This is a genomic window from Chromobacterium haemolyticum DSM 19808, assembly GCF_000711885.1.
Taxonomy (GTDB): domain Bacteria; phylum Pseudomonadota; class Gammaproteobacteria; order Burkholderiales; family Chromobacteriaceae; genus Chromobacterium; species Chromobacterium haemolyticum.
Map to the genome: position 1 here is coordinate 122,537 of NZ_KL543995.1, position 12,677 is coordinate 135,213.

Below are 12,677 nucleotides of genomic sequence, written 5' to 3' on the forward strand. Positions count from 1 at the left end.
TTTGAAAATCAGGGCGGGAGCGCGGCGGCCCCCGGTCCGGTCAGCGCTGTTCCAGCGGCACGAATATCTGGTCTTCAGGGCCAATGTAATTGGCGCTGGGCCGGATGATTTTGCCGTCCTGACGTTGCTCGATCACGTGCGCGCTCCAGCCGCTGGTGCGGGCGATCACGAACAAGGGGGTGAACATGGCGGTGGGCACGCCCATCATGTGGTAGCTGACCGCGGAAAACCAGTCCAGATTGGGGAACATTTTCTTGATGTCCCACATCACGGTTTCCAGCCGTTCGGCGATGTCGAACATCTTGCTGTTGCCGGCGGACTTGGACAGTTCGCGCGCCACATCCTTGATCACCTTGTTGCGCGGATCGGAAAGGGTGTAGACCGGGTGGCCGAAGCCAATGACCACTTCCTTGCGTTCCACGCGCGCGCGGATGTCCGCCTCGGCTTCGTCCGGGGTTTCGTAGCGCTGCTGAATGTCGAAGGCCACTTCATTGGCTCCGCCGTGTTTGGGGCCGCGCAGCGCGCCGATGGCGCCGGTGACGGCGCTGTACAGGTCCGAGCCGGTGCCGGCGATGACGCGGGCGGCGAAGGTGGAGGCGTTGAACTCATGTTCGGCGTACAGATTGAGGGAGGTGTGCATTGCGCGCACCCATTCCTGCGGCGGCTTTTCGCCGTGCAGCAGGTGCAGAAAGTGCCCGCCTATGCTGTCGTCTTCGGTTTCCACCTCGATGCGCTTGCCGTTGTGGCTGAAGTGGTGCCAGTACAATAGCATGGAGCCCAGGCTGGCCATCAGCCGGTCGGCGATATCGCGCGCGCCGGCCTGGTTGTGGTCGTCTTTCTCCGGCAGCGCGCAGCCCAAGGCGGACACGCCGCTGCGCATCACATCCATCGGGTGGGCGCTGGCCGGAATCGCTTCCAGCACCGCCTTCACCGCCGCCGGCAGGCCGCGCAGCGATTTCAGTTTTTTCTTGTAGCCAACCAGCTCGGCCTTGTTCGGCAGCTTGCCGTGCACCAGCAGGTGGGCTACTTCTTCGAACTCGCAGCGTCCGGCGAGGTCGAGGATATCGTAGCCGCGGTAGTGCAAATCATTGCCGCTGCGGCCTACTGTGCACAGCGCGGTGTTGCCGGCGGCGATGCCGGACAGGGCTACGGATTTCTTGGGTTTGATGCCAACAACGGTTTCGCTCATGCTTTTCTCCTTAATCGCAGACCTGCGGAATGATTATTTTTCGTAGAAAGCAGCCAGCCAGACGCTGTCCTGCCCCGGCGCGGTCCAGGCCACGCGGTGGCGGCGCCGCGCCGCGATGGACACGCAATCGCCCGGCGTCAGCCTGAGACGCTGGGGCGGGTCCTGGCATTCCAGTTCGGCCGCTCCGGACAGCAACAGCACCCATTCTTCTTCGTCCTGCTCATACCAGAACCCGTCCGGTGAAGAATGGCCGCGCGAGACGATGCGTTCGACGCGGAATCCTTTCGCGCCGCTGAATAAAGTCTGCAGCAACTCTTCCGGCAACTGGGCCGGAATGTCGTCGAACAGATTATTCGGCACCATGGCCTTCCTGGCGGAACAGCGCGTCCAGCTTTTGTTCGTAGGCGTGATAATCCAGGTGGCTGTAAAGCTCGGCTCGCGTTTGCATTGCGTCCAGCACCGCTTGCTGGCCGCCGTCGCGGCGAATCGCGCCGTAGACGCCGAGCGCGGCCTGGCTCATCGCGCGGAAAGCGGACAAGGGATAGAGCACCAGCCCGACGCCGTGTTCGCCCAGCTCGCGGGTGTTGAACAGCGGGGTGGCGCCGAACTCGGTGATATTGGCCAATACGGGCACCTTCACCGCTTCGGCGAAGCGACGGTACATCGCCAGCTCGGTCATCGCCTCCGGAAAGATCATGTCTGCGCCGGCCTCGACGCAGGCGACGGCGCGCTCGATGGCGGCGTCCAGCCCCTCGACCGCCAGCGCGTCGGTGCGCGCCATGATCACGAAGTCGTCGTCGCGACGCGCATCCACCGCGGCCTTGACGCGGTCCACCATCTCCGCTTGGCTGACGATGGCTTTGTTGGGGCGGTGGCCGCAGCGCTTCTGCTGTACCTGATCCTCTATGTGCACCGCGGCGGCGCCGGCTTTTTCCAGGCTGCGGACCGCGCGGGCGATGTTGAAGGCGCCGCCCCAGCCGGTGTCAATGTCCACCAGGAGCGGCAGTTCGGTCACGTCGGTGATGCGGCGCGCGTCGATCAGCACGTCTTCCAGCGTGGTGATGCCCAGGTCCGGAATGCCGCAGGAGCAAGCGGCCACGCCGCCTCCGGACAGATACAGGGCTTTGAAGCCGGAGTGCTCGGCCAGCCGGGCGGCGTAGGCGTTGACCGCGCCCACTACCTGCAAGGGCTGTTCTTGTGCTACCGCCTGACGGAAGCGTTGGCCGGGTGTGCTCATCGCGTTGGATTCCTTTATTGCGGGCAAAGCCAAGGCCCGGAAGGGCTTGCGCCGGAAGCGAGAAGACGATTCCGGGAACTATTGGCTTTGATTGTTATCGCTATGTCATTCAAGCAAGTGCTTGGTAGGAGTGTAAGGGCTGGTTTGCGCGCTGGCAATACGGTTAAAACAAATGTTCAAGTTTTGTTCGAGGTCTGTTATGTTTCGCAGCTGAATCGCGTGGGGGAACTCATCGCAAGCGCGGTGGTCTAGTCACAGTCCACATAAACGACCACAAACACGACCAGTGGGCAAATCAGGGAGCATAACAACGACATGAGTGATCGGGATCTCGATCAACAGTTGGTGGAGCGTGCCCAGCGAGGTGAAAAAAGAGCTTTCGATCTGCTTGTTGCCAAGTATCAGCGACGTCTCGCCAGGTTGTTGTCGCGGTTTATCCGCGACGGCGCTGACATCGAGGATGTGACGCAAGAAGCGTTTGTCAAAGCGTATCGTGCCTTGCCGTCGTTTCGTGGCGAGAGCGCGTTTTACACATGGCTGTACAGAATCGGCATCAATACTGCCAAGAATTTCCTTAGCGCCTCCGGACGTCGTCCGGTGGTCAACAGCGAGATAGAGGACGAGGACGGTGAAAGCTTCGACATGGCGTCGCAGCTGCCTGACCTGAACACGCCCGAAACCGAGCTGATGAACAAGGAGATTCTGGCAACGGTCAATGCCGCCGTGGAGGCTTTGCCGGAGGAACTAAGAACCGCAATTTCGCTCAGGGAAATGGACGGTCTATCCTACGATGAAATCGCCAAGGTGATGGATTGCCCGATAGGCACCGTGCGCTCGCGGATTTTCCGGGCGCGCGAGGCGATTGCTGCCGAGCTCAGGCCTTTGCTGGATACGGCCAAGAACAGAAGGTGGTAGGTATGAAAGAAACGATATCCGCGATGATGGATGGCGAACTGGACGACACTGACATAGCCAGAGCCATCGCTTCCATTTCATCTGACAAGCAACTGGATGCCGCCTGGGGCGAGTATCACTTGATTGGCGACGCAATGCGCGCCAACCGCATGGTTGCGCTCAATGTGCGAGAGCAGGTCGCCAGCCGGCTGGCGGACGAGCCCACGGTGCTTGCGCCGCGGCGCTGGTTGCGCCCGGCTCGCGCCCGCACCGCCGGCGCGGTGGCGCTGGCCGCCAGCGTCAGCTTTGCCGCCGTGGTGGGCTGGCAGCAGCTGACGCATCGCGGCGAGCCGGCCTCGTTGGTGGCGGACAAGGGCGTTCCGGTGCAAGTGGTCCAGCCGGCGCAAGCCAGCCAGCCCGAGCGCGACGACCCCTATCTGCTGGCTCATCAGGAAGTCACCTCCGATCAAGGCAATATGAAAGTATCCTACGGAAACGGAGCTCGCCGTTAAATGCGTGTAATTCCTCTGATCAGCTTGATGGTTGTGGCGGCGGCGCCTGCCGCCCATGCAGAGGATGACTGGCAGCTGCTGCGCAATGTGGCGGCTGCCGGACGCCAGCAGGCGCTGAACGGCACCTATCTGCACCAGATGAACGGCACGCTGGAAACCTTCCATATCGTCAGGGAGGGGCAAGGCGACGCCATGCGGGAAAAGCGGACCTCGTTGGACGGGCCTTCCCGCGAAATTGTCCGCAAAGGCAATGAGTTGGCCTGTTTCGCGCCGGACAAGAAAGCCTTGAACGCGGCCAAAATCAGCGCGATGCGCTTGTTTCCGGCCTTGCTGCCGGAAGACATGAGCGAGATCAATCAGTCGTATTCGCTCAAGCACGTCGGCAGCGACCGTGTGGCTCAGCGCGATTGCAATCTGCTGGAACTGCGGCCCAAGGACAGGCAGCGTTACAGCCTGCGCATGTGCGTGGAGCCGCTGACCTCCTTGCCGTTGAAAATGGTGACCCTGTCGCCCAAGGGCGAAGCGGTGGAGCAGTTTACTTTCACCGACTTAGACCTGACCGGCCCCAAGGATAAGCGCGCCTATCGACCCAAGTTCGCGCAGAAATTCCTGTTGCGTTCGGGTGGCGCCTCCATGCCGCAGGCCGGCGCGCAGGTGGACAACGATGTGTCCGGCCTGCCCAATGGCTTCCACCTGCTGCGTTCGGTACAGCGCAGCTTGCCGGGTCAGGCGGGCAAGTCCGTGCGCCACATGGTGTATTCCGACGGCCTGGTGATGTTGTCGCTGTTTGTCGAGACGCAGCCGGAAGGCGCGCGTCTGGAGCGCAGCAGCAACCTGCACGGCGCCATCAATATGGCTACCGGCCCGCAGGGCAGCTATCAGCTGACCGCGGTGGGCGACATGCCCGAGCCGGCGATGATGGGGCTGTTGAAAGGGTTGAAGGTCAGCCTTAAGCCATGATGGCCAACCCCGTCGACGTTTCCGCAAGCCCGTCCGGAGGCCTGGTCTCCGGCGGCGCGCTTGCACGGAGCGGCCCGGATGGGGTTCGAGCCGGCGTCTTGTCGCCGGCTCGCCTGTTTTTTCTGGCGGCGAATCTCGCGGCTGCGTGCCTGGCGCGCGGTCGATTCGACGCCGAAATCCGTCAGCCGGCATTCGCCGGCACGTCTTAAACCACAACACATCAAGATGGAGCGCTCATGCCGGTTAAAAAACTGATTGTTTCCGCCATGCTGGCGGCCTCTATTATGGCGGGCTCGGCGCCCGCTGCAATGGCCGCGGAACTGCCTGACTTCAGTCAGATCGTCTCTAACGAGGGCAAGGCGGTGGTCAATATCAGCACCAAGTCCACGGTGCGCGAGGTCAGCAACGATTTGCCCGAGGGCATGAGCGGCGACCCGTTCTTTGAGTTTTTCCGCCGTTTCGCGCCGCCGCGCGCCCAGGAGCGGCAAGAGTCGTCGCTGGGTTCCGGCTTCATTATTTCCGCCGACGGCTATGTGTTGACCAATGCCCATGTGGTGGCCCGCGCCGATGAAATTACCGTCAAGCTGACGGACAAGCGCGAGTACAAGGCCAAGGTGATAGGCTCCGACGCCCGCACCGACGTGGCATTGTTGAAAATTGAAGCCGACAAGCTGCCGGTGGTGCGCCGCGGCGACGCCAATACGCTGAAAGTGGGCGAGTGGGTGCTGGCCATCGGCTCGCCGTTCGGTTTCGAGAATACCGCTACTTCCGGCATCGTCTCCGGCAAGAATCGCATGTTGCCGGATGAGACTTTCGTGCCCTTCATTCAGACCGACGCCGCGATTAATCCCGGCAACTCCGGCGGCCCGCTGTTCAACGCCAGGGGCGAGGTGGTGGGCATCAATTCCCAGATATTCAGCCGTTCCGGCGGCTTCATGGGTATTTCCTTCGCCATCCCCATCGACGTGGCGATGGATGTGGTTGGCCAGCTGAAAGCCAAGGGTCATGTCAGCCGCGGCAAGATCGGCGTGGTGATTCAGGAGCTGAGCCAGGACTTGGCCGCCTCCTTTGGCCTGGCCAAACCGGCCGGCGCCTTGATCAACGCGGTGGAACCCAACGGTCCGGCGGCCAAGGCCGGCGTCAAGCCGGGCGACATCATCCAGCAGGTGGACGGCAAGCCGGTGGAGTCCGGTTCCGATCTGCAGCGGCTGATCGGCAGCATCCCTCCCGGCAAGCCGGTAACCTTGGGGCTGTGGCGTACTCGCGCGGCCCTCTCCGTCAAGGTGGTGCCGGTGGAGCAGCAGGACCAGGATCCGAGGCTGGCGCAGCGTGAATACCGCGGTTCGCAGCAGGAGCGGCCGGCCGAGCAGAGTTTCTCCCAGATCGGCCTGCGGCTGCAGGTGTTGAACCCGGCTCAGTTGCAGCGCGCCGGCATCAAGTACGGCTTGTTGGTGCGCGGCGCCAATAATGTGGCGATGCGCGCCGGCATTCAACCGGGCGACGTGATCGTGGGCATCGGCAGCGAACCGCTGGCCAATGTCGAGCAGCTGAAGTCCGCGCTGTCTGCGGCCAAGAAGGGGTCGTCGATCGCGTTGCAAGTGCTGCGTCAGGGGGTTACCCAGTTCATCCCGTTGCCGGTGGGCGACGGTAAGTGAAGCTGACGCTGTATTTTCGCGAGTACTGCAGCTTGTGCCATCAGATGCTGGCCGAGCTGCAGCCTTGGCGCGAACGTTATGGCTTTGAGCTGGATGTGGTCGATGTCGACGCCGACCCGGAGCTTGAGCGGCGCTTTAACGAGCTGGTGCCGGTGCTGATGGAGGATGAGACCGAAATCTGCCATTGGCGTCTGGATCAAGCCGCATTGGCTGCACATTTGGGCGAAATCGGCTAAAATCCGCGCCAGTGTGAGTTTATGTCGGGGGCACTTGGGTGCCCCCGCTTGCTGGATGGGCTGTTAACGGCTTTAGAGGTCGCAATCCTGATGATGAGCCGCTTTCATCAGGCCCGCGGCTTCCATCGGCAGTTCCGGGCACGCTAGCGTGCCCTTATCTTTTGCTGGATATCATGAAAAACATTCGAAATTTCTCGATCATTGCCCATATCGACCATGGCAAATCGACCCTGGCCGACCGCTTCATTCAATTCTGTGGCGGCCTGGAAATGCGCGAAATGAGCGCCCAGGTGCTGGACTCGATGGACATCGAGAAAGAGCGCGGCATCACCATCAAGGCGCAGACCGCGGCCTTGAGCTATAAGGCTCGCGACGGCCAGGTCTATAACCTGAACCTGATCGACACCCCGGGGCACGTGGACTTTTCCTATGAAGTGTCGCGCTCGCTGTCCGCCTGCGAGGGTGCCCTGTTGGTGGTGGACGCCTCGCAAGGCGTGGAAGCCCAAACCGTGGCCAACTGCTACACCGCCATTGATCTGGGCGTGGAAGTGGTGCCGGTGCTGAACAAGATCGACCTGCCGGCGGCCGAGCCGGAGCGCGTCAGCCAGGAAATCGAAGACATTATCGGCATCGAGGCGGCGGACGCGGTGCGCGCTTCGGCCAAGTCCGGCATCGGCATCGAGGACATTCTGGAAACCATCGTGACCAAGGTGCCGCCCCCGGTGGGCAAGGCCGAAGGTCCGCTCAAGGCGCTGATCATCGACTCCTGGTTCGACAACTACGTCGGCGTGGTGATGCTGGTGCGCGTGATCGACGGCTCGCTGAAGCCCAAGGACAAGATCAAGTTCATGGCCACCGGCGCTGAACATTTGTGCGAGCAGGTGGGTGTGTTCACGCCTAAATCCGTTCAGCGTCAGAGTCTGAACGCGGGCGAGGTGGGCTTTGTCATCGCCGGCATCAAGGAATTGAAATCGGCCAAGGTCGGCGACACCATCACCCTGGTGTCCAAGCCCGCCACCGAGGCGCTGCCGGGCTTCAAGGAAGTGCAGTCCCAGGTGTTCGCCGGGCTGTATCCGGTGGAAAGTCATGACTACGAATCGCTGCGCGACGCGCTGGAAAAGCTGCAACTGAACGATGCTTCGTTGAAGTACGAGCCGGAAGTGTCGCAGGCGTTGGGCTTTGGCTTCCGCTGCGGCTTCCTCGGTCTCCTGCATCTGGAGATCGTGCAGGAGCGTCTGGAGCGCGAATTCGACATGGACCTGATCACCACCGCGCCCACGGTGAACTACGAAGTGGTGATGAAGGACGGCACGGTGGAAGTGGTGTCCAACCCGTCGCGGATGCCGGAAGCCGGCAAGTACGACGAGTTGCGCGAACCCATCATCACCTCCACCATCCTGGTGCCTCAAGATTATGTCGGCGCGGTGATGACGCTGTGCAACCAGAAGCGCGGCGTGCAGCGTAATATGCAGTACATGGGCCGCCAGGTGATGCTCACCTACGATCTGCCGATGAACGAAGTGGTGATGGACTTCTTCGACAAACTGAAGTCCACCAGCCGCGGCTACGCCTCGCTGGATTACGAGTTCAAGGAATTCCAGAGCGCTGATCTGGTCAAGCTGGACGTGCTGGTCAATGGCGAGAAGGTCGACGCGCTGTCGCTGATCGTGCACCGCGCCTCCAGCGTTTACCGCGGCCGCGAACTGGTCTCCAAGATGCGCGAACTGATTCCGCGCCAGATGTTCGACATTGCGGTGCAGGCGGCCATCGGCGGCCACATCATCGCCCGCGAGACGGTCAAGGCCTTGCGCAAGAACGTGTTGGCCAAGTGCTACGGCGGCGACATCACCCGTAAGAAAAAGCTGCTGGAGAAGCAGAAAGCGGGCAAGAAGCGCATGAAGCAGGTGGGCAACGTGGAAATTCCGCAGGAAGCATTCCTGGCAATTCTTCAAGTAGGGGACAAATAAGTGGGCGGAAATCTGTTCTGGGTGTTTGTCGTGGCGGTGGCGATCGGCGGCATGCTGATCGCTTTTGGCGGCAAGAAGCAAGAGGGCGCCAAGGATTGGCCGCAGGCGGTGCAGTGGGGCTACCTGGCGGTGCTGATCGGCGGTTTTGGCTTGCTGTCCAACTACATGAGCTTCACCGCGGTGATGCTGGTCTTTGTGCTGATCACCGGCGCGGTATGGCTGGCGGACAAGCTGGTGTTGGCCAAGCGCCGAGCCGCCGAGACCCCGGCCGGTCATTTCGTCGATTATTCGCGCGGTTTCTTTCCCGTGATTCTGGTGGTGTTCCTGCTGCGCTCTTTCATTGCCGAGCCGTTCCAGATCCCCAGTAGTTCGATGCGTCCGGGCCTGGTGGTGGGCGATTTCATTCTGGTGAACAAATTCACCTACGGCCTGCGCGTGCCGGTGTTGAACACGGTGTTCGCCTCGGTAAACAAGGTGGAGCGCGGCGACGTGGTCGTGTTCAATTTTCCGCCCAATCCCAAGGTCAACTACATCAAGCGCGCCATCGGCCTGCCGGGCGACGTGGTCGAGTATCGCGACAAGCGTCTGACCGTCAACGGCAAGCCGCTGCCGGACGCAGACGACGGCAACTACGAGTATCTGGAGCAGGGCCTGATGATGGTCAACGCCAAGCGCTACAAGGAAACCATGGGTCAGCGCACTTACTCGGTGCTGAACAACGAAGGCTCGCCTACCGTAGCCTTGAGCCAAGTGCAGGACTTCCCGTTCCGCGACAACTGCCGCTATGATGACAATGGTTTTGTCTGCAAGGTGCCGGCCGGCCATTACTTCATGCTGGGCGACAACCGCGACAACAGCCTGGACGGCCGCTACTGGGGCTTTGTCGACGACAAGCTGATGGTGGGCAAGGCCTTCATGATCTGGATGAACTTTGGCGACCTGTCGCGCATTGGCAAAACCATTCACTGATAAACGCAAGATCGCAAGCTCGGAGCGCATTATGCATTTCAGCCGTGAGAAGGGCCTGTCGCTGTTTTCCGTGTTGCTGGTGATGATCGTGCTGGGCGCGGTCCTCGTACTGGGCATGAAGGTAATGCCGGTGTACTCGGAGTATGCCGAGGTGCGCCAGGCTATCACCGCCTTGTCCGCACAGAGCAATGTCGGCGAGTCTTCGATTCGCCGGGATTTCAACCAGCGGGCCGGCGTGGCCGGCATCGCCTCGATCAAGGGTGAAAACCTGGTAGTGGTGGCCGGCGGTAATTTTGTGTACATCCGCGCCGCTTATCAGCGCGAAGTGCCTTTGTTCTCCAATATCAGTCTGCTGTTCAAATTCGACACCCAAGCGGGCCAGCCCCCGCAATAAGCCAAGTGATACCAACCGACAATAGATTCCGGCGCCTGTGTCAGGCGCTGGATTACGCATTTCAGAAGCCGGAGTTGCTGCGTCAAGCCTTGACGCACCGCAGCTACGGCGCCGGCAACAACGAGCGTTTTGAATTCGTGGGCGACAGCATTCTCAACTACACGGTCGCCCGCATGCTGTTTGATCAATTTCCCAAACTGACCGAGGGCGAGCTGTCGCGGCTGCGCGCCAATCTGGTCAACCAGAATACCCTGGCCGAGATTGCCCACGAGCTCAAGCTGGGCGATTACCTCTACTTGGGCGAGGGCGAGCTGAAGAGCGGCGGTTTCAACCGGCCATCCATTCTCGCCGACGCGCTGGAAGCCACCTTCGCCGCGGTCAGCTTCGACTCCGATTTCCTGCGCGCGGAGCAGGTTGTGCGCCGGCTCTACGCTGAACGCGTATCGTCCATCGACACCACTCGTCAGGCCAAGGACGCCAAGACCCGCTTGCAGGAAGCGCTGCAGGCGCGCAAGCTGGCCTTGCCCAAATACCGGATACTGTTGCAAAGCGGCGAAGCCCATGAGCAATGGTTTCGCGTGGAGTGCGACTTGGGCGAACTGGCGATAGGCTCCACAGGCGAAGGCGGCAGCCGCCGCGCCGCCGAACAGCAGGCCGCCGAAGCGGCGCTGATCCTGCTGGAACAAAAACTCGCTGCGAGTAAGAAACGTATATGACTGAGATCCAATACCACTGCGGCTTTGTCGCCATCGTCGGCCGTCCCAACGTCGGCAAATCCACGCTGATGAACCATCTGATCGGTCAGAAAGTCAGCATCACCTCGAAAAAAGCGCAAACCACGCGCCACCGCGTCACCGGCATCCACACCGAGAACAATGCCCAGTTCATCTTCGTAGACACCCCTGGCTTCCAGACCTTTCACAAGGGCGCGCTCAACGAGACCTTGAACAAGAGCGTCAAGGATTCGCTGGGCAACGTCGATTGCGTGCTGTTTGTGCTGGAGGCGATGCGCTTCACCGGCGCCGACCGCGAAGTGATGGCCTTGCTGCCCAAGCGCAAACCGGTGATCTTGGTGGTGAACAAGCTGGACAAGGCCAAGGACCGCGACGCGTTGCAGGCTTTCATCGCCGAGGTACAGGCGGAATTCGCCTTTGCCGGCGTTGAGGTGGTCAGCGCCAAACACGGCCAGCGTTTGAGCGAGCTGCTGGAACAGGTGCGTCCGCACCTGCCGGAATCGATGCCGCTGTATCCGGAGGACATGGTTACCGACAAGAGCGAACGCTTCTTGGCCGCCGAGATCGTTCGCGAGAAGCTGTTCCGCTATCTGGGTGAAGAGCTGCCCTATGAAATGAACGTGGAAGTGGAGATGTTCGAGATGGACGGCGACTTGCGCCGCATCCATATCGGCGTGCTGGTGGACAAGGAGAACCAGAAGCCCATCGTTATCGGCCGCGGTGGAGAGAAGCTGAAGAAAATCTCCACCGAGGCGCGGATGGACATGGAAAAGCTGTTCGACGGCAAGGTTTTCCTGCAAGTCTGGGTCAAGGTCAAGTCCGGCTGGGCCGACGACGTTCGTTTCCTGCGGGAATTCGGCCTGGACTGAAGCTCTCATGCACTATCATTTGGCGCCGTCCTGTTGGACGGTGATTTTTTCTCTGCAGCAAGGCCAGGAGATGCCCGGCAGCCGCGAGCTGCTGGAACGCATCGTCCGACTGGCGGCTTGCCAGGCCGGCTTTCTTGGCCTGGAACGCGGCGAGCCGGGGCGGGACACCGTGTCCTACTGGGACAGTGTCGAGGCCATCGCCGCCTGGCGTCAGTGCGCAGAGCGCCTGATTGCGCAGCGTTACGGGCCGGAAGCCTGGTATCGGGTGTTCGCCTTCAACGTGAGCGCAGCCGCCGCATGTCCGCGGCCGTCGGCCGGGGGCGCCTGATGAGTCAGCCGGGCAGGGTAGATCGCCAACCGGCCTATGTGCTGCACGCGCAGCCCTACCGGGAAACCAGCTTGCTGGTGGAGGTCCTCAGCCGCGACCATGGCCGTTTCTCGGTGGTGGCGCGCGGGGCGCGGCGACCTCGGGCCGATCTGCGCGGCCTGCTGCTCCCGTTCCAGCCCCTGACCCTGTCTTGGTTCGGCAAGGGCGAGCTGCGCACCCTGCACAGCGCGGACTGGGACGGCGGCGTGCCGCAGTTGTCCGGCCTGCCGCTGATCTGCGGTTTTTACCTGAACGAATTGATGATGAAGCTGACCGCGCGCGACGACCCCGAACCGCGCGCCTTCGCCGTCTACGACGCCGCGGTGCGCGGCCTGGCGCGCCAAAGCGGCCTGGCGGCGGTGTTGCGCCGTTATGAGCTGAGGCTGACCCAGGTGTTGGGCTACGCGCCCAGCCTGCTGCGCGATGGCGACGGCGCGGAGGTGGACGCGAGCGTCAGCTACTGGTGTCAGGGCAACGCCGCGCCGGAGCGCGACGCCGGCCAGAGCCTGGAGCGCGGGCTGCGGCTCAGCGGCGCCAGCCTGTTGGCGATAGAGGCCGACGACTACGCGGAGGCGTCCACCCGGCTTGAAGCGCGGGCGCTGATGCGAGTATGGTTGACCGCTTTATTGGGCGAGGAGCCGCTGGCTTCGCGCGAGCTATTGCAAGCCGTCAATTCCTTGTCGGATTGAGGCGA

At 61.8% G+C, this 12,677-nt stretch carries 15 protein-coding genes; 12 read left to right on the forward strand and 3 right to left on the reverse strand.

What is annotated here, in order from left to right:
* Nucleotides 1-40: 40 nt before the first annotated feature.
* From prpC to prpB, 3 genes are read right to left on the reverse strand one after another with little or no spacing between them, the layout of a single operon-like run.
* Nucleotides 41-1,189, reverse strand: a complete 1,149-nt coding sequence (prpC, locus tag BR71_RS20230) for a bifunctional 2-methylcitrate synthase/citrate synthase (RefSeq protein WP_043641583.1) — start codon at nt 1,187-1,189, stop codon at nt 41-43.
* Between the two features lie 33 nt (nt 1,190-1,222).
* Nucleotides 1,223-1,552 (reverse strand): cupin domain-containing protein, encoded by a 330-nt coding sequence (locus BR71_RS20235; protein WP_043641585.1) that lies wholly within the window; start codon nt 1,550-1,552, stop codon nt 1,223-1,225.
* The gene (gene prpB, locus BR71_RS20240) at nt 1,539-2,426 is read right to left on the reverse strand and encodes a methylisocitrate lyase (protein ID WP_043641587.1); all 888 of its coding nucleotides are present in this window, start codon (nt 2,424-2,426) and stop codon (nt 1,539-1,541) included. The genes BR71_RS20235 and prpB overlap by 14 nt, the downstream gene beginning before the upstream one ends.
* 315 nt (nt 2,427-2,741) lie before the next feature.
* Between prpB and rpoE the strand changes: the two genes are divergently transcribed.
* The 12 genes from rpoE (at nt 2,742) to recO (ending at nt 12,672) form a co-directional block, all read left to right on the forward strand.
* Entirely contained in the window at nt 2,742-3,341 is a 600-nt protein-coding gene (rpoE, locus tag BR71_RS20245) for an RNA polymerase sigma factor RpoE (RefSeq protein ID WP_043641588.1), read from the forward strand.
* A gap of 2 nt (nt 3,342-3,343) precedes the next feature.
* Complete coding sequence (locus BR71_RS20250; protein WP_043641589.1) at nt 3,344-3,832, forward strand: sigma-E factor negative regulatory protein; 489 nt, start codon at nt 3,344-3,346, stop codon at nt 3,830-3,832.
* The gene (locus tag BR71_RS20255) at nt 3,833-4,792 is read left to right on the forward strand and encodes a MucB/RseB C-terminal domain-containing protein (protein WP_043641591.1); all 960 of its coding nucleotides are present in this window, start codon (nt 3,833-3,835) and stop codon (nt 4,790-4,792) included.
* A gap of 236 nt (nt 4,793-5,028) precedes the next feature.
* The gene (locus BR71_RS20265) at nt 5,029-6,447 is read left to right on the forward strand and encodes a DegQ family serine endoprotease (protein WP_043641594.1); all 1,419 of its coding nucleotides are present in this window, start codon (nt 5,029-5,031) and stop codon (nt 6,445-6,447) included.
* Nucleotides 6,444-6,683 carry a glutaredoxin family protein gene (locus BR71_RS20270; RefSeq protein WP_043641595.1) on the forward strand — a complete coding sequence of 80 codons (240 nt, stop codon included), beginning with the start codon at nt 6,444-6,446 and terminating at the stop codon, nt 6,681-6,683. The genes BR71_RS20265 and BR71_RS20270 overlap by 4 nt, the downstream gene beginning before the upstream one ends.
* Before the next feature lie 173 nt (nt 6,684-6,856).
* Nucleotides 6,857-8,650 (forward strand): translation elongation factor 4, encoded by a 1,794-nt coding sequence (lepA, locus tag BR71_RS20275; protein WP_043641596.1) that lies wholly within the window; start codon nt 6,857-6,859, stop codon nt 8,648-8,650.
* Nucleotides 8,651-9,619, forward strand: a complete 969-nt coding sequence (gene lepB, locus BR71_RS20280; RefSeq protein ID WP_043641598.1) for a signal peptidase I — start codon at nt 8,651-8,653, stop codon at nt 9,617-9,619.
* A gap of 31 nt (nt 9,620-9,650) precedes the next feature.
* Nucleotides 9,651-10,013, forward strand: a complete 363-nt coding sequence (locus BR71_RS20285) for a DUF4845 domain-containing protein (RefSeq protein ID WP_019103643.1) — start codon at nt 9,651-9,653, stop codon at nt 10,011-10,013.
* A complete protein-coding gene (gene rnc / locus BR71_RS20290) occupies nt 10,010-10,729 on the forward strand; it encodes a ribonuclease III (protein WP_370551764.1) in 720 nt (239 codons plus the stop codon). The genes BR71_RS20285 and rnc overlap by 4 nt, the downstream gene beginning before the upstream one ends.
* Nucleotides 10,726-11,616 (forward strand): GTPase Era, encoded by an 891-nt coding sequence (gene era, locus BR71_RS20295; protein WP_019103645.1) that lies wholly within the window; start codon nt 10,726-10,728, stop codon nt 11,614-11,616. The genes rnc and era overlap by 4 nt, the downstream gene beginning before the upstream one ends.
* Nucleotides 11,617-11,623: 7 nt before the next feature.
* Nucleotides 11,624-11,944 carry an antibiotic biosynthesis monooxygenase family protein gene (locus BR71_RS20300; RefSeq protein ID WP_052370917.1) on the forward strand — a complete coding sequence of 107 codons (321 nt, stop codon included), beginning with the start codon at nt 11,624-11,626 and terminating at the stop codon, nt 11,942-11,944.
* A complete protein-coding gene (gene recO, locus BR71_RS20305) occupies nt 11,944-12,672 on the forward strand; it encodes a DNA repair protein RecO (RefSeq protein WP_043592270.1) in 729 nt (242 codons plus the stop codon). Before BR71_RS20300 ends, recO begins: the two co-directional genes overlap by 1 nt.
* The last annotated feature ends 5 nt before the right edge of the window (nt 12,673-12,677 follow it).